Origin of the sequence: Pseudomonas sp. PDM19 (assembly GCF_014852215.1) — a bacterium.
In the GTDB taxonomy this organism is placed as follows: domain Bacteria; phylum Pseudomonadota; class Gammaproteobacteria; order Pseudomonadales; family Pseudomonadaceae; genus Pseudomonas.
This window is the reverse complement of record NZ_JACVBG010000001.1, coordinates 681,442-694,988: the sequence shown is the minus strand read 5'-3', so window position 1 is coordinate 694,988 and position 13,547 is coordinate 681,442. Positions and strand designations below refer to the sequence as shown.

General features: G+C 65.8%; 9 protein-coding genes. 6 read left to right on the top strand and 3 right to left on the bottom strand.

The window, feature by feature from the left end; genetic code table 11:
• Positions 1–185 precede the first annotated feature (185 nt).
• From IB273_RS03080 to IB273_RS03060, 5 genes are all read left to right on the top strand, one after another.
• The gene (locus IB273_RS03080) at positions 186–773 is read left to right on the top strand and encodes a hypothetical protein (protein WP_081516919.1); all 588 of its coding nucleotides are present in this window, start codon (positions 186–188) and stop codon (positions 771–773) included.
• Positions 770–1,165 (top strand): hypothetical protein, encoded by a 396-nt coding sequence (locus IB273_RS03075; protein WP_045214467.1) that lies wholly within the window; start codon positions 770–772, stop codon positions 1,163–1,165. The genes IB273_RS03080 and IB273_RS03075 overlap by 4 nt, the downstream gene beginning before the upstream one ends.
• 31 nt (positions 1,166–1,196) lie before the next feature.
• Positions 1,197–1,517 carry a hypothetical protein gene (locus tag IB273_RS03070; protein ID WP_192223201.1) on the top strand — a complete coding sequence of 107 codons (321 nt, stop codon included), beginning with the start codon at positions 1,197–1,199 and terminating at the stop codon, positions 1,515–1,517.
• Positions 1,518–1,584: 67 nt separating this feature from the next.
• The gene (locus IB273_RS03065; RefSeq protein ID WP_192223200.1) at positions 1,585–2,103 is read left to right on the top strand and encodes a hypothetical protein; all 519 of its coding nucleotides are present in this window, start codon (positions 1,585–1,587) and stop codon (positions 2,101–2,103) included.
• 111 nt (positions 2,104–2,214) lie between these two features.
• Positions 2,215–2,694, top strand: a complete 480-nt coding sequence (locus IB273_RS03060) for a hypothetical protein (protein WP_192223199.1) — start codon at positions 2,215–2,217, stop codon at positions 2,692–2,694.
• A 63-nt stretch (positions 2,695–2,757) separates the two neighbouring features.
• Here IB273_RS03060 and IB273_RS03055 read toward each other — a convergent pair whose 3' ends face one another.
• Positions 2,758–3,657 (bottom strand): LysR family transcriptional regulator, encoded by a 900-nt coding sequence (locus IB273_RS03055; RefSeq protein ID WP_081516915.1) that lies wholly within the window; start codon positions 3,655–3,657, stop codon positions 2,758–2,760.
• Positions 3,658–3,762: 105 nt separating this feature from the next.
• Here IB273_RS03055 and IB273_RS03050 point away from each other — a divergent pair, with 105 nt between their 5' ends.
• Entirely contained in the window at positions 3,763–4,734 is a 972-nt protein-coding gene (locus IB273_RS03050) for a DMT family transporter (RefSeq protein ID WP_192211097.1), read from the top strand.
• 90 nt (positions 4,735–4,824) lie between these two features.
• Here the strand turns inward: IB273_RS03050 and IB273_RS03045 are convergent, their stop codons facing one another.
• Positions 4,825–6,312 (bottom strand): TolC family protein, encoded by a 1,488-nt coding sequence (locus IB273_RS03045; RefSeq protein WP_192223198.1) that lies wholly within the window; start codon positions 6,310–6,312, stop codon positions 4,825–4,827.
• A gap of 62 nt (positions 6,313–6,374) precedes the next feature.
• Positions 6,375–13,481: a DUF4347 domain-containing protein gene (locus IB273_RS03040; protein ID WP_225610065.1), complete on the bottom strand. Its 7,107-nt coding sequence runs from the start codon at positions 13,479–13,481 to the stop codon at positions 6,375–6,377.
• Between the last annotated feature and the right edge of the window lie 66 nt (positions 13,482–13,547).

Below are 13,547 nucleotides of genomic sequence, written 5' to 3'. Positions count from 1 at the left end.
ATGCCCGCGAAGAGCGCCAACAGGCGCTCTTCCGCTCCCTCCTCGCCGCAAAAAACTTCACTGCCGTCTGTCACAAAAATCCTACAAGCAGGTTGACCATCAATACCTGCGCCTCTAGTTTCCTACCCTTCTTTCGCCGGGGTGCGCTGCGCTCGGGCGATCACAACGGCAAAGGAATGTCCGATATGTTCAAGCCCCTCAGGCCCTGGCTGCCTGCCCTGCTGCTTTGCAGCCCGCTCGCCGCGCAAGCGGAAGGACCCTCTGGCGATTTCTGGCTGATTCACCAGCAGGGCAGCCTCTACAAGAACGAAATCTTCGTCATCGATGGCGACCCCGCCAACATCTATGACCGCAAGAACGGCGTGCGCTCGCTGGGTGTCTACGAATTCTACGAGGAAGGCGCCAAGCCGACCTTTACCGCCTATGACGTCGAGGTCGACTGCGCGAAGAACCGCGTGCGCCTCAACGGCGCGCAGAACTACGACAAGTTCTACAACGACATCCGTCCGAAGAAGGTTTCCAAGGAATGGCAGAAGAAGCCTGAGGCGTGGATCGCCCAGAGCCGCGACTTCCTCTGCAAGCCGGACGCCCACGTCGAGCAGAAGATGTACCCGCTGGGCAAGATGCCCATGCTGCAACTGGTCTCCGCCGCTCCTGGCCTGTTCCAGCTGCGCAACCGCGAGCACGCCAAGAACCTGATCCTGGAAATGGTCGACAAGGGCTTCGAGCAGATGCCCGTGAAGAACGCACCGGCCAAGGAGGGCGTGCAATGAAAGGACTACTCGCACTGGGGATGATCGCCATCCTGCTCGGCGGCTGTTCCGCCATTCCCACCCTGCCCGAAGCGCAGGCCCGCAGCTACTGGAAGGGCCGCCCGGCCGGCGACGCCATCGACCACTTCGGCGCGCCCAGCGATATCGGCCTGGCGCCGGAGAACGACTGGGTCGTGCTGATCTATCGCCGCGACACCTCCTACGTCTCCCGCGAGGCGCTCGGCACCTACACCGGCCCGCAGAACGGCCAGCTGGTGCATACCGAGTACTGGGGCGACGTGGTCCATTCGGCCAGCTGCGAAATCCGCGTCGCCATCAACCGCGCCCGCCAGGTGGACTACCTGCTGACCCGCGGCAATTGCGGCGGCATCGCGCTGAAGCCGGAAGCCTGAGCCCAGGCCCCCTCAAGGACGAGACACAACCATGGCTAACCTGAACTATCTGGCGAAAGCCGTCTTTGCGCTGCTCGGCCTCCTGGCCATCGGCTCGCAGGCTTCTGCCGAAGAGGTCAAGGTGACGGAACTGCTGCGCAGCGGCTACGAAGTGAAGGCCGCCTACGTGGCGCAGGGGCGGGTCACCCAGATCCACTTCCTGATCCTGCAGAAGGGCACGTCGGTCTACCAGTGCGGCACCTACGAGGCCAGCTCCCTCGCCCAGCAGTTCTACGACTACTCCAACACCTACTCCTGCTCGGCGGTCGGTGACTGGGTGTCGAAGAACGCCATTCCCGGCCTCAAGCAGTAATCCGACGAAGGCCAGTATCCAAGATGCTGGCCATGCCACCCCTACCCCCGACACGGATGTTCCCCCGATGAAGATTCGCCTGCTGCCCGCCAGCCTGCTGCTGGCCTGCACCCTTGCCCACGCCGCCGAGCAGCCGCCCGTGCCCAAGCCCCTGGAAGAACAGGTGAGCCGCCTGGTGGAGCTGTACAAGGACAGCTTCGCCACCGGCTACCCCGAAGCCACCCATGTGCAGACCCTGAAGACCGGCCAGGACAGCGAGATCATCCTGGCGGTGTTCACCATCGAAGGCTTCGACATGGGCAACAACTACAGCCAGTACCTCGCCGTCTTTTCCTCCACACCCAATGAAGAAGGCCAGGAGCACTACAGCCTGCTCGATGCCATGCAGATCGGCGGCGGTGGCTGGCGTTCGGTCGAGAAGCTGGACGCCCGGCTGGTTGCCGACCCGGCGAGCAAGCGTACCCTGATCGACATCCCGGTGATGGAGAACAGCGACGACGATGCGCCGAACTTCCCCAGCCGCGCCGGCGTGATCCACCTGACCCTGGAAGGGTCGCAGACACCCCGGCTGGTGGAGCAGAAATGAGGGGGTGCGCCTGAAGTACCAGGCCCGATACCAAGTCGATAACAAACCGCTCTAAATTTCTCTTCCTGGCGGCCGCCATTGCGGATACCCATCCTCAGCGGAAGCCCATCCATGACTACCATCAGCGCAGTCAGCGCCACCAACGTTCGCTACACCACCGCCTCGACTTCGGCCGCCTCGACCTCTGCCACGAGCAGCGAGGACAGCGCCACCAGCGATGCCACCAACACTTCCCAGACGACGGCCAGCTCTTCGGCACAGGCGGCGGGTGGAGCAGCTGGCGGCGGTGCCGCCGGCGGAGCGAGCGGCAGCTCCGACAGCAGTTCCGACACCACCCTGGAGAAACTCAAGCAGGCCATGGAGCAGGCGCAGAAGGAGCTGGAAGAGGCCGAGCAGGAACTGGCCAAGGCCAGCCAGGGCGGTGGCCAGACCGAGGAAGAGAAGCAGGCCCAGCAGATCGCCGCGCAGGCTGCCCAGGCACGCGTCTCGTCCGCCTCGGCGGCGGTAGCGGCGGCCACCGCGGCCTACTCCGAAGCCCTGACCGAGTCCGGCAGCAGCACCAGCGGCACCTCGGTGAATACCACCGCGTGAAGTCGCGCGGCCAGCTTTCGACGCTGCCAGGGCTTGCCGCTGCTCACTCCCCCTCGCCACGTTTCAGCGAGCGGCGGCTCCTTCATTCATCAGGTAGGTCACCAACTGCCGCGCATGGGATGACAACGCATCCCAGTCAGCCACGCAGATGCGCAGTTCACGGGTGGCCCAGGCGTCGGCGAGCGGCACCACTACCGCCGGCAGCTCCTGAGCCATGCGTGTAGCAGCCGCCTCAGGGAGCATGGCCACGCCCACCCGCTGGGCGACCAACTGGGCAATGGCATCGAAGCTCGGCGCGCGCACGCGCACCTTGAGCGGCATTGCATTGCGTACTGCCATCGCCTCGACGAAACGCTGCATGGCGCGTTCGGCCGGCAGGCAGACGAAGGGGAAACTCAGTGCATCGCGCAGGCTCGGCAGGTGCTGGCTGGCCAGCGGATGATCCTGCGGCACCAGCAGCACCAGCTTGTCGTTGCGGAACGGCAGCGACAGCAGGCCGGCGGTGGGCAGGTTGCCGTCGTAGACACCAATGTCGATCTGCCCTTCCTGCACGGAGCGCAGCACGTCCTTGCTGTTCTGCTCGGTCAGTTGCAGATCCACTTCCGGGTAGTCCGCCAGGAACGGCCCCAGCGCGGTGGGCAGGAAGGTGCTGTTGGCCACCGTGGAAGCGGCCAGGCGCAAGGTGATGCGCCGCTCTCCACTCAGCTCCTGCAGGGTGTCCCTGAGCTGCCGGGCTTCCTTCAGCACACGCTGGCCGGCCTCCAGCACCAGACGGCCGGTTGGCGTGAGGGTCATGCCGTCGCTGTGCCGGGCGAACAGGGAGAGCCCGCAGCGCTCTTCGAACAGGCGCAGACGGTTGCTCGCCGCCGAGACCGCCACCGGCACCGAAGCCGCCGCCTTGCTCAGGCTGCCGGTGCTGGCGATAGCAGCGATCAGGCGCAGGTCGGCAAGATCGAAATGCATGGGGTATTCTCCAAAAACGAAAGCCACGTTCGCCAAGTTGCGATTCTAGTGAAATGGCCTTCTCTCTAGAATAAAGCCTTTCCCCTGCCTTGCATCCGTGCCGCCATGAATAGCCTGACCTCCCTCTACCAGCGCAGCCTGCGCAACGGTGTGTTCTTCGCCGTGCTGTCCGCCACCGGCTTCAGCCTCAAGGCGGTATTCGTGAAGCTCTCCTACGCCGCCGCGCCGGTGGATGCGGTAACGGTGCTGGCCATCCGCATGGGCCTGGCGCTGCCGCTGTTCCTCTGGCTGATCTGGCTGAGCCGCAGCCCGCAACAGCCCCGCCTGACGCTGGCCGACGGCCTGCGCATCCTGCTGCTCGGGTTGTTCGGCTATTACCTGTCCAGCCTGTTCGACTTCTACGGCCTGCAGTACATCAGCGCCGGGCTGGAACGGCTGATCCTGTTCACCTACCCGACCCTGGTGCTGCTCCTGCAGATGGCCGTCAACCGCGAACGCCCCGACTCCCGGACCCTGGTCGCCATGGGCTTGTGCTACCTGGGCCTGGGCATCGCGCTGGTGCATGACATCCGTGTGGAAGGCGGTGACGGACAGATACTGCTTGGCGCGCTCTGGGTGTTTGCCAGCGCCGTCACCTATGCCCTCTACTACATGGGCACGGCCGCCGTGGTGCGGCGTGTGGGCTCGATGCGCCTGGCCGGGCTGGCCGGCGGCGCCTCATCGGTGATGGTGCTGATCCACTACGCGGCGAGTGGCGACGTGCAGCAACTGGCGACCTTGCCCGGCGCAGTGTGGATCCACGGTTCGCTGATGGCACTGATCTCCACCGTGTTGCCGATCTACTGGATGGCGCTGGCGATCCAGCGCATGGGCGCCACCCATGCAGCGGCCTTCGGCAACCTGGGGCCGGTGCTCACTGTGTTCGCCTCGTGGGCGCTGCTGGGCGAAGCGATCACGGTCTACCAGATTGCCGGGCTGGCACTGGTGTTGTTCGGCGTGTCGCGGTTGTCCGGGGCCAAGGCAGCTCCTCAGCCTGCGCCAAAGCAGCAGGCCGAGGATTGCAAGGCAACAGGTTGAGCGCGTCCGCTCGGATGACCCGCAAGCTCGCAGCAGGCGCATAGCCCTCGGCGTACCAGTAGCGCGGCGGCACTGGCACGCCTGGGGCGATTACTGCACGTTGCCGCTGTCGAGCTGGCGCTCTTTCTCGGCCAGGCCATTGGCCAGGGTGGTCAGCTTGGTATCGGGGGCGTTGCTGGGCAGCGGATCGACGCCGGCCGAGGCGAATACCTGGCCATAGCTGTTGCGCAGTTCGGCGTAGGCCAGGTCGCGGCGCAGGTCCGCCTGCAGGGCATTGAGCTCGCCCTGGATCAGGTCCAGCTCACCGATGCCCTGCGCCTGGTGGCGGTTGCGCAGCTGGCCGACGATCTGGGTATCCAGACTGGCCAGCTCCTGGGTGGTGACGAACTGGCGGCGCGCCTCGTTGTAGTTGGCGTTGGCCACGTAGAGCTGCGCCAGCACAGCCATCGACATGGCCTGCCGGCGCGCCACGTTGACGTCCTCGCCCGCCTTGGCAACGTCGATGGCGGCCGGGGCGGACAGGACGTTGAACAGGTTCCAGGTGACCTTCACGCCGTAGTCGGCCCAGCGGTTGTTGACCAGGAAGCTGTTGGAGTCGTAGTGCCCGCCAGCGGAAAATTCCAGGCCCGGCAGCAGACGCAGCATGGCCTTGCGGGTTTCCGCAGCGCTGATCCGTGCCTGGTAGTCCTGCTCGCGCAGTTCCGGGCGGCTGGCCAGGGCCTGCTGCTCCAGTTGCTCAAGGCCCACCTTCAGCTCCGGCACGTCGTAGCCTTCCGGCGCGGCGAGGGTCAGCTCGGTACCCAGCGGCAGGTTGATCAGGGTAGCCAGTTCGGTCTTGGCCAGCGACAGTGCGCGACGCTGTTCCTCCAGCTGGCGGCTGGCCTCGATCAGGGCGCGCTGGTAGCCCAGCGCCTGGACCGGGTCGCCGATGCGCTGCTGGCTCATCTGCTGGCTGTCCTTGCGCGCGCCGTCGACCCGTGCCATCAGCGCGTCGATACGGTCGAGCAGGCGTTGTGCGGCGACCGCGCGCCAGTAAGCCGAGCGCACGTCCTGGATGATGGTCTGCACCACCTTGCGGCGGCGCTCCTGGACGATCAGGCGCTGGTCGGCCTGCTGCTTGGCGCTGACATAGCTGACGCCGAAGTCCAGCACGTTCCACACCATGGTCAGGTCGGCGACGTCGCGGTCGCGGTCCTGCGAGGTGGAGGGTTCCAGCGACTGGGTGTTGGTCAACACGCTCTGGCTGCTGGAAGCGCTCTGGTTGTTGCGCCCGGCGTAACCGGCCTCGAGCGCCATGCGCGGCAGCATGTCAAAGGTGGCGAGATCGAGTTGCCGGCGCGACAGCGCCTCCTCCATTACCTTCAGACGCGACTCGAGGTTGTACTTCACCGCACGGGCCATGGCCTCGTGCAGGGTCAGCGGGCCGCTGAGCGGCTCCTGATCCTTGAACATCGCCTGCAGGTCGTCGCGGGCGCGTTGCTCGCTGACGCTACGGTCGATGGGTTGCGTGGTGACGGCGCAGCCGGACACGGCAAGCGCCAACAAGCTGATCCCTAGCAAGGTCGTGTGTTTTTTCATCCCTGGCCGTCCCCCTCGTTACGGCTTCGTTCTTGTGCTTTTTCTACTTGGCGATGTGGTGATCAGGATGCGTCGCGGTCCTGGGCTACTTGCCCCAGCGCCCAGGCCAGCTCGCGCAATGGTTGTTGTTCGGATTCGTGGATCTGCTGCAGTTGCTGCGTCAGGCTCGGCGCGCCGAAGATGCCGCGGATGCCCTGGTCGATATCGCCGCTGCGACGGTCGAAGGCCTTCAGCGGCGAGCTGTCGTCGAAACCGTCGCTATCGAAGATGCCGGCCAGCGTGCTGCTGCCGAAGACGCCTGCGTCACCGCCGCCGAAGCCCAGGAAGCCCTTGCCACTGCCGTCGCCGAACGACGAGCTGCCAAAGACCTGGGCAATGAAGCTCTGCGACGGTGCGCCGTTGTTCACGAAGATATTGCCCAGCGGTGGCAGGCCACCGGTTCCTTCGCTGGGGAACAGCGACGGCGGCAGCACCGGCGAGGTGCCTTGCGGCGTGACAACCACCGGCACATCGGGTTGCAATGGCGTGGGCGACGGCAAGGCCGGCACGCCCGGCGTGGTGACACGGAACTCCGGATCGCCATCGGACAGCGAGCCGATCACATAGCTGTCGCCGCGCAGCGAATTGGCCAGCACGTTGCCCGCCGCGTCACTGATGCCGCCGGCGTTGACCGCCAGGCCCAGGCTGCCCTGCCCGCTCACGCTGCCGACGGTTACGCGGTAGATGCGGGCATCCACTTGCACGACGGAGAGTATGCTGCCGCTGGCGGAGTTGCTGGTCATCAGGGAGAAGTCGCCGGCATCGACGCCGCTGACGTCCTCGTCGAAAGTCACCAGGAAGTTCACCGTGCTTGCGCCGGTGGGCGACGGGTCCAGCCGCACGACTCCGGTGGCGGTGGGCGCGCGGGTATCGACCAGCACGCCATGGCTGTCACCGATGCCGTTCAGCGAAGGATTCAGTGCGTTGCCGGTGGCGTCGCGCAGGGAGCCGCCGTTGGCGGAAAGCCCACTGACCTGGATGCCGTCGGCGTCGTTGTCGCCAGCCTGGATGGTGTAGCGGAACACCAGGCTGTTGCTGCCCGAGCCGCTGACGTAATCGGCGTAGACGGTGCGCCCGCCCATGTCGATGGCCAGCTTCGGTGAGCCGTCGACCACTACGGCTTCGCTGGTCTGCACCACGAAGTCGAGGGTGTCGCCCGCGTTGTTGAGACTCCCCGCAGGCACGCTGACCGCGGTAACGGTCGGGGCATCGCGGTCGACGCTGTACACCGCGCCGGTCAGCCCGCCGCTAAGCGGGTTGCCAGCCGCGTCGAGGATGCCGGTGCCGCTGCCGTTGAGGTTCAGGCCCAGGGTGCCGGTACCGGAAACGCCGCTGACAGTGATCTGGTAGGTGCGCGCGTCGATCTGCTGCAGGCCGCTCAGGCTGCCCGCGGCGGTGCCAGTGCCGACCAGCGCGAAGTCACTCAGGTCGACGCCACTGACGCCTTCGCTGAAGGTCACGGTGTAGCGCACGCTGCCGGCATTGGTCGGCGACGGGTCGAGGGTGACGATGGCGCTGGGTGTCGGTGCCACGGTGTCGACGATCACGCCGGAGGTGGCACCCACATTATTGAGCGTCAGGTTCATGTTGTTGCCGACGGCATCGCGCAGGGTGGCGCCGTTGGCGGAGAGACCGTTCACGCTGATACCGTCGGCGTCGTTGTCACCGGCCTGGACGGTGTACTGGAACACCAGGGTCGAGGTGCCGGAACCAGCGACGAGGTCGGCGAATACCGTCCTGCCACCGATGTCCAGGGCCAACCGCGGGCTGCCGTTTACCAGCACGGCTTCACTGGTGTTGACCACGAAGGTCAGGGTATCGCCGGCGTTGTAGGGAACGCCTGCCGGCACACTGACACTGCTGACCGTGGGCGCCACGGCATCGACCAGCACGCCGGTGGTACTCGCCACGCTGTTCAGGCTTGTGTTGATGTCGTTGCCGGCGCTGTCACGCAGGGTGCCGCCGCCGGTCTGGATGGTCGAGCCAAGGCTGATGCCGTTGCTGTCGAACTGACCACTGGATACCACCAGGCGGAACAGCAGGGCCGTGCTGCCGCTGCCGCTGAGGTACTGGGCCAGTACGGTGCCTCCGCCATCCAGCGTCACGAGGATGTTCGGCGTGCCCCCACTGGTGTCGACAATCACGTTCTCGCTGAAGTTGACGACGAAATCGAGGTTCTGCCCCGCCACGTAGGTGCCGTTGGCTGGCACCGTGACACTGTTGACGACAGGCGCCACGCCGTCGATCACCAGGTTGGCGCGACTGGCCAGGCTGTCGATGCTGGCCGGGTCCGGCAGGTCGCTGAAGGCATCGTCCAGGCGCGCGTTGAAGATCCTCGCGCCGTTGAGCGACAGCGCGCCGACGCCGGCAATGTTGAGGTCCGCACTCTGGTCGCCGGCCTGCACGGTATAGAGGAACGACAGGACGTTGCTGCCGCTGCCGCCCAGGTACTGGGCGGTGCGGTCGATGGTGCCGGTTTCCAGCAGCAGGCTCGGCCTGCCGGAGGTGGTGTCGACGCTGACGCTCTGGTCGAACTCGACGAGGACCAGAATCTGATCACCGACCTTGTAGGTGCCGTCCGGGGTGCCGGCACTGACGCCGACGATACGCGGGTTGGGCTGCTCGACGTTGATCGAGATGATATCGGTGTCGGTCTGCTGGCCACCGGAGCCGGACTGCCCCTGGTCATTGGTGATGATCTGCAGCGAAGCCGCGCCGTGGTAGCCGGCCATTGGGGTGAAGCTCAGCCCTGCCAGCGCATTGTTGATGTCGGCGAGGGAGCCATCGAAAGTCATGATGGCATCGACTGTGCCATCACCGGCCAGGAACGACAGGCCCGAGATGCTGCCCAGGGTGATCATCCCGTTGATGCCGACGAGCGTCACGCGCAGGTTCCCACCCGCGACATCCACGTCCGAGATGGAGATCGCGTTGCCATTGCCGGCGCTGAAGACCAGCGTTTCGTTCGAGAGCACCGTCTGGGCACCCGGCACGCTGTTCACCGGAGCGTCGTTCACCGGGCTGATGTCCAGGTTGAAGGTGGCCGATGAAACCTTGGCGCCGCCCGTGCCGGTATTGCCGCGGTCATCGAGGCTGACCGTCACGATGACGATGCCCGAGGCATTGGCCGCCGACAGGTAGCTCACCTGGCTGCCGGCGATGAAGGCGTTGATATCGCTGAGGCTTCCGCTGAGCACCAGCTGGTTGGTGCCCGAGCCTGTCAGCGTTACGCCGGCGCCCGCCAGGGCACTGAAGGTGCCGCTGCCCGGGGCGACGCTGAAGGTCGCCTGGACCACACCCGATCCGGCATCGATGTCGCTGAAGCTGATGCCGTTCAACACCAGGGGGACGTCCTCGCTGCCGCTCACCGGCAACAACGGCACCACGGGGGTGCTCGGCGCATCGTTCACCGCGTCGACCTGCAGGATCAGGCTGCCGCTGTCGGTCTTCGCCGGGCCACCGCTGTTGCCCAGGTCAGTGATACTGACACCGAGGGTGACGTTGCCGTTGAAGTTCGCGTTCGGCGAGTAGAAGAGGTTCATCCCGGCGATGTAGGCGTTGATATCCGCGACCTTGCCGGTGAGGGAGATGGTGTTGAGCCCCGTGTCAACCGCGATGTTTCCGCTGACGGTCGCGAACAGGATGCCGCTGTTGGGCGGCAAAGTGAAGGTGACCTGAACGTTGCCGGTACCCGCGTCGACGTCGGAGACAACGATGCCGGTAATGATCCCGGTAGCGTCTTCGCTGAGACTGATCACGCCGGGCAGGCTGAGCTGAGGAGAATCGTTGGCGGCCGTCACGGTCACGCTGCGCGTGGCGTCGGCGCTGTCGAGCTGGCCGTCGCTCACGCTGAAACTGACGCTGCGCGTGGTGGTGTCCGGGGTGTCCGAGCTGTTGCTGTAGGTCACCGAGCGCAACGCTGCCTGCCACTGGGCCGCGCTGGCGCCACTGGCGGAAGTGAAGGTCATTGTGCCAGTGGCGGCGTTGTAGCTGCCGCTGATGTCACCCATGGTGGCAGGATCGTTGGTGAATCCAAGCACATCCTCGGAGGGCCGCAAATTGCCAGTGATCTTCACCGAGGCGCTGTAGAGCAGCGGCGAATCGTTGTCCGACACGGTGAGGCCGCTGTCGACCACCACCGGCGTGGACGCCACGTCCGCCCCTTCGACGAACGCCGCGCTGCCGCCACTGCTAGTGACCGTCGGCGCATCGTTGACTGCGACGACTGTAACGCTGGCGGTATCGCTGACCAAGGAGAACGGCGTGGTGCCGCCGCTGCTGGAAGCATCGAGCTTGAACCCTTGCTGGCCGGCGGTGATGCCGCTCTGGTCCCAGGCCTTGAAGGTGAAGCTGGCAGTGGTGCCATGGACGCCGTCGGGCACGAAGCGCACCCGATCGCTGCTGCGCAGCAGCAGCGCCGAAGCCGTGGAAACCGTACCGACGTCCTGCCAGCTGGCGCCGCTGTCCAGGCTGAACTGCCAGGTGCCACCGACGCCGGAGTTCAGGCCGGTGATGGCAATGCCCTGCACCGCGCCCGTGTCCACGTCGCTGACCTGACCGGTGATGAGGCTGGAAACCGCCTGTCCGACGTTATTCACGTCACCGTCGGTCAGCGTGTTGAGCACCGGGCTGGAGGGGCTCAACACGGGCGCATCGTTGACGCTGCTGACGCTGATCGTTGCCTGCGCGATGCCTGTCGAGAACGCCGTGCTGCCGCCGTTGGAGCTGGTATCGGAGGTGGAGCGAATGCCGTTGAGGGAAGCGATGCCGAAGGTCTGGTCCCAGGCGCGGAAAGTCAGTGTGGCCGTCCCACCGTTTTTGCCATCGGGCACATAGCGAAGCAGGGTACTGCCCGACAGCAGCAGCGCGCTGCCATTGGACACCGCGCCGACATCGGTCCAGGTCACGCCATCGGTGGAGTACTGCCAGACGCTGCTGCCGGTGCTGGCTGTCAGGGCGATTCCGCTGGCGGGGCCATCGACGTCGGCGTAGGTAACGCCGGCCAGCAGGCTGCTGACCGTGACGGCCTGGGAGCTGGTGTCTTCGCTGGTACCCACCCAGGTGTAAGGGCCGCCGGACAGGGTCGGCGCGTCGTTGATGGCGGTGATCGCCACCTGGACGACGGCGGTGTTGGAGTCGTCGCCAGCGCTGTCGGTGACCACGAAATTGATCTGCCGGGTGGTATCGGAACCGCCGAAGGTCGGATCATCCGAGCTGGAGGAGAAACTCACCGAGCGCAGGACGGCCTGCAACGCGGCGGCACTGCCGCCACCGGTGATCGTCAGGACGCCGGTGGCACTGTTGTAGCTGGTGGCAAAAGCGCCCGGACTGCCGACGGTGAGGGAATCGCCGACGCGCAGATCGCTGATGGTGACTGTCGCCTTCTGGAAGCTGCTGCCATCGTCCACCAGGGTCAGCGTGGGGCTCAGCGCCACTGCGGCTGCGTTCTCGGTATAGCCGATGACGTTGTTGGCCGGCGCGAGCATCGGGGCGTCGTTGGTGGCGATCACACTGAGGGTAACGTTCGATGCTGCACTGGTGCCGCCGTCGCCATCGGAGACGGTCACACTGATGGTGCGTGCCGAGGTGTTGGGGTCAAGCCCGTTGCTGTTCACGTAGGTCAGGTTGCGCACCAGCGCCTGGGCTGCCGCCGCGGTGGCCACGGAGTTGAACGTCACCACCAGGTTGCTGCCGCCGCTGCCCCCCGTGTAAGTGCCGATGAGCACTCCACCGTAGGAGATATTGGCGCCCGAAACGCTGATCTGGCCAGCGCCGGTCCCCTGGTTGCGAATGCCCAGAACGTCCTCCAGCGACTGCTGGCCGGAGGTGATCGCCACGCGCAACTGACCGCCATCGAAGTTCGCCGAGTCGCTGTCGCTCACCGTGGCCAGGCCCGCCGCATCGATCAGCGTCGGCCCGCTGTCCTCGGTGAAGCTCGCGGTCCTGCCATTGAGCCCGCCGAGCACCGGGTCGGCGTTGGGTCCCTTCAGGTCGGTGAGCAGGACCTGCTGCAGGTCCATGTTGGCGACCGATGTGGAGCCGTTGAGATTGGTGACGCGCAGGGTGAAACCGCTGATGTCGTTGAACATCGAACTGTCGATGTTGACGGTCAGCGGCCCCTGTGCACCCGAGAAGGTGAACGACTGGGTAACCGTCGCGCCCCCGGAAATCGCGCTGACGTCCAGCCGGTAGTTGCCGCCGAAGGACTGGATCACCAGGCCGTCCAGGTCGAACTTGCCAAGATCGACGTTATCCGCGGTCCAGGTCAGCTGGTAGTAGTGGTTGCCGTCCCCGTCGGCCACGGAGCTCGTGCTGAAATAGATCGAGTCCGGCGAGCTCATCCGCACCGCCCCCGTGGATTCACTGAGGGTGAAGCCATCCACCGTGTTGCCGCCGGTGTTGTTGGTCCAGTAGATGTCGCCCAGCGACTGGTTTGCCGAGGGTAGCGCCAGCAGGTCGGCATAATCGGGGCCGCTGTCGGAAGCCCAGGGGCGCTGCGTCTCGATGCTGCCGGTGTGGGCTTCCAGCGTCCAGTTGCCGCCCAGGGCCGCGGCGCCGGTGCGATCGGTGGAGGCAGCCACGTCGGCGCGGGTGAGCGCCGATAGCTGCTGAAGCAGCACTTCGCCGGAGCCCTTGGCCACGTCGCAGCCGTACAGAAGTATGTCGCCATCGGCGTCCAGGCTGTCGCCGATGGCGGACAGCTGCGAAGCCTTGCTGGCCAGGTTGTCGGCGCTGAGCACGGTGTTGCCCAGATGCACTTCACCCTCTTCGCCGTGGCTGAGGATATGGATGGCGTCGATGCCGGTGCGGCCGTTGAGGTACTGGGCAATCTGCTGCAGGCCGTCCTTGTTGCCGTCGAGCACCACCACTTCGGTACCCGGCTTCAGGCTGGCGACCAGTTGCTGGTAATTGGCGACCTTGCTGTCGACGAACACCACTTCATGGCGCTGGTCGGAGGAAGCAGTGGGGGCTGCGGCGAGGGTGTCGTGGGAGGACGAGTCGGTGGGTGTCTTGTCCTGGGCGGCGGGATGATCGGCGCCCTGGCTGGCGGCGGTATCCGCGACGGTGGCGGCGACCGCGCCGTCGAACATCATCCTGGCTTCGAGGCTAAGGGCCAGTGGGGAGCGCATGGCGCCGGACTGATGCTTGCGAACGGCCGATGACGCGAACCAATGCCTGAACATATGGCCTCCTCC

Excerpts from the sequence above, each read along its gene's own strand:
- IB273_RS03080 (WP_081516919.1), top strand. The coding sequence starts at position 186 with ATGTTCAAGCCCCTCAGGCCCTGGCTGCCTGCCCTGCTGCTTTGCAGC.
- IB273_RS03075 (WP_045214467.1), top strand. The coding sequence starts at position 770 with ATGAAAGGACTACTCGCACTGGGGATGATCGCCATCCTGCTCGGCGGC.
- IB273_RS03070 (WP_192223201.1), top strand. The coding sequence starts at position 1,197 with ATGGCTAACCTGAACTATCTGGCGAAAGCCGTCTTTGCGCTGCTCGGC.
- IB273_RS03065 (WP_192223200.1), top strand. The coding sequence starts at position 1,585 with ATGAAGATTCGCCTGCTGCCCGCCAGCCTGCTGCTGGCCTGCACCCTT.
- IB273_RS03060 (WP_192223199.1), top strand. The coding sequence starts at position 2,215 with ATGACTACCATCAGCGCAGTCAGCGCCACCAACGTTCGCTACACCACC.
- IB273_RS03055 (WP_081516915.1), bottom strand. The coding sequence starts at position 3,657 with ATGCATTTCGATCTTGCCGACCTGCGCCTGATCGCTGCTATCGCCAGC.
- IB273_RS03050 (WP_192211097.1), top strand. The coding sequence starts at position 3,763 with ATGAATAGCCTGACCTCCCTCTACCAGCGCAGCCTGCGCAACGGTGTG.
- IB273_RS03045 (WP_192223198.1), bottom strand. The coding sequence starts at position 6,312 with ATGAAAAAACACACGACCTTGCTAGGGATCAGCTTGTTGGCGCTTGCC.
- IB273_RS03040 (WP_225610065.1), bottom strand. The coding sequence starts at position 13,481 with ATGCGCTCCCCACTGGCCCTTAGCCTCGAAGCCAGGATGATGTTCGAC.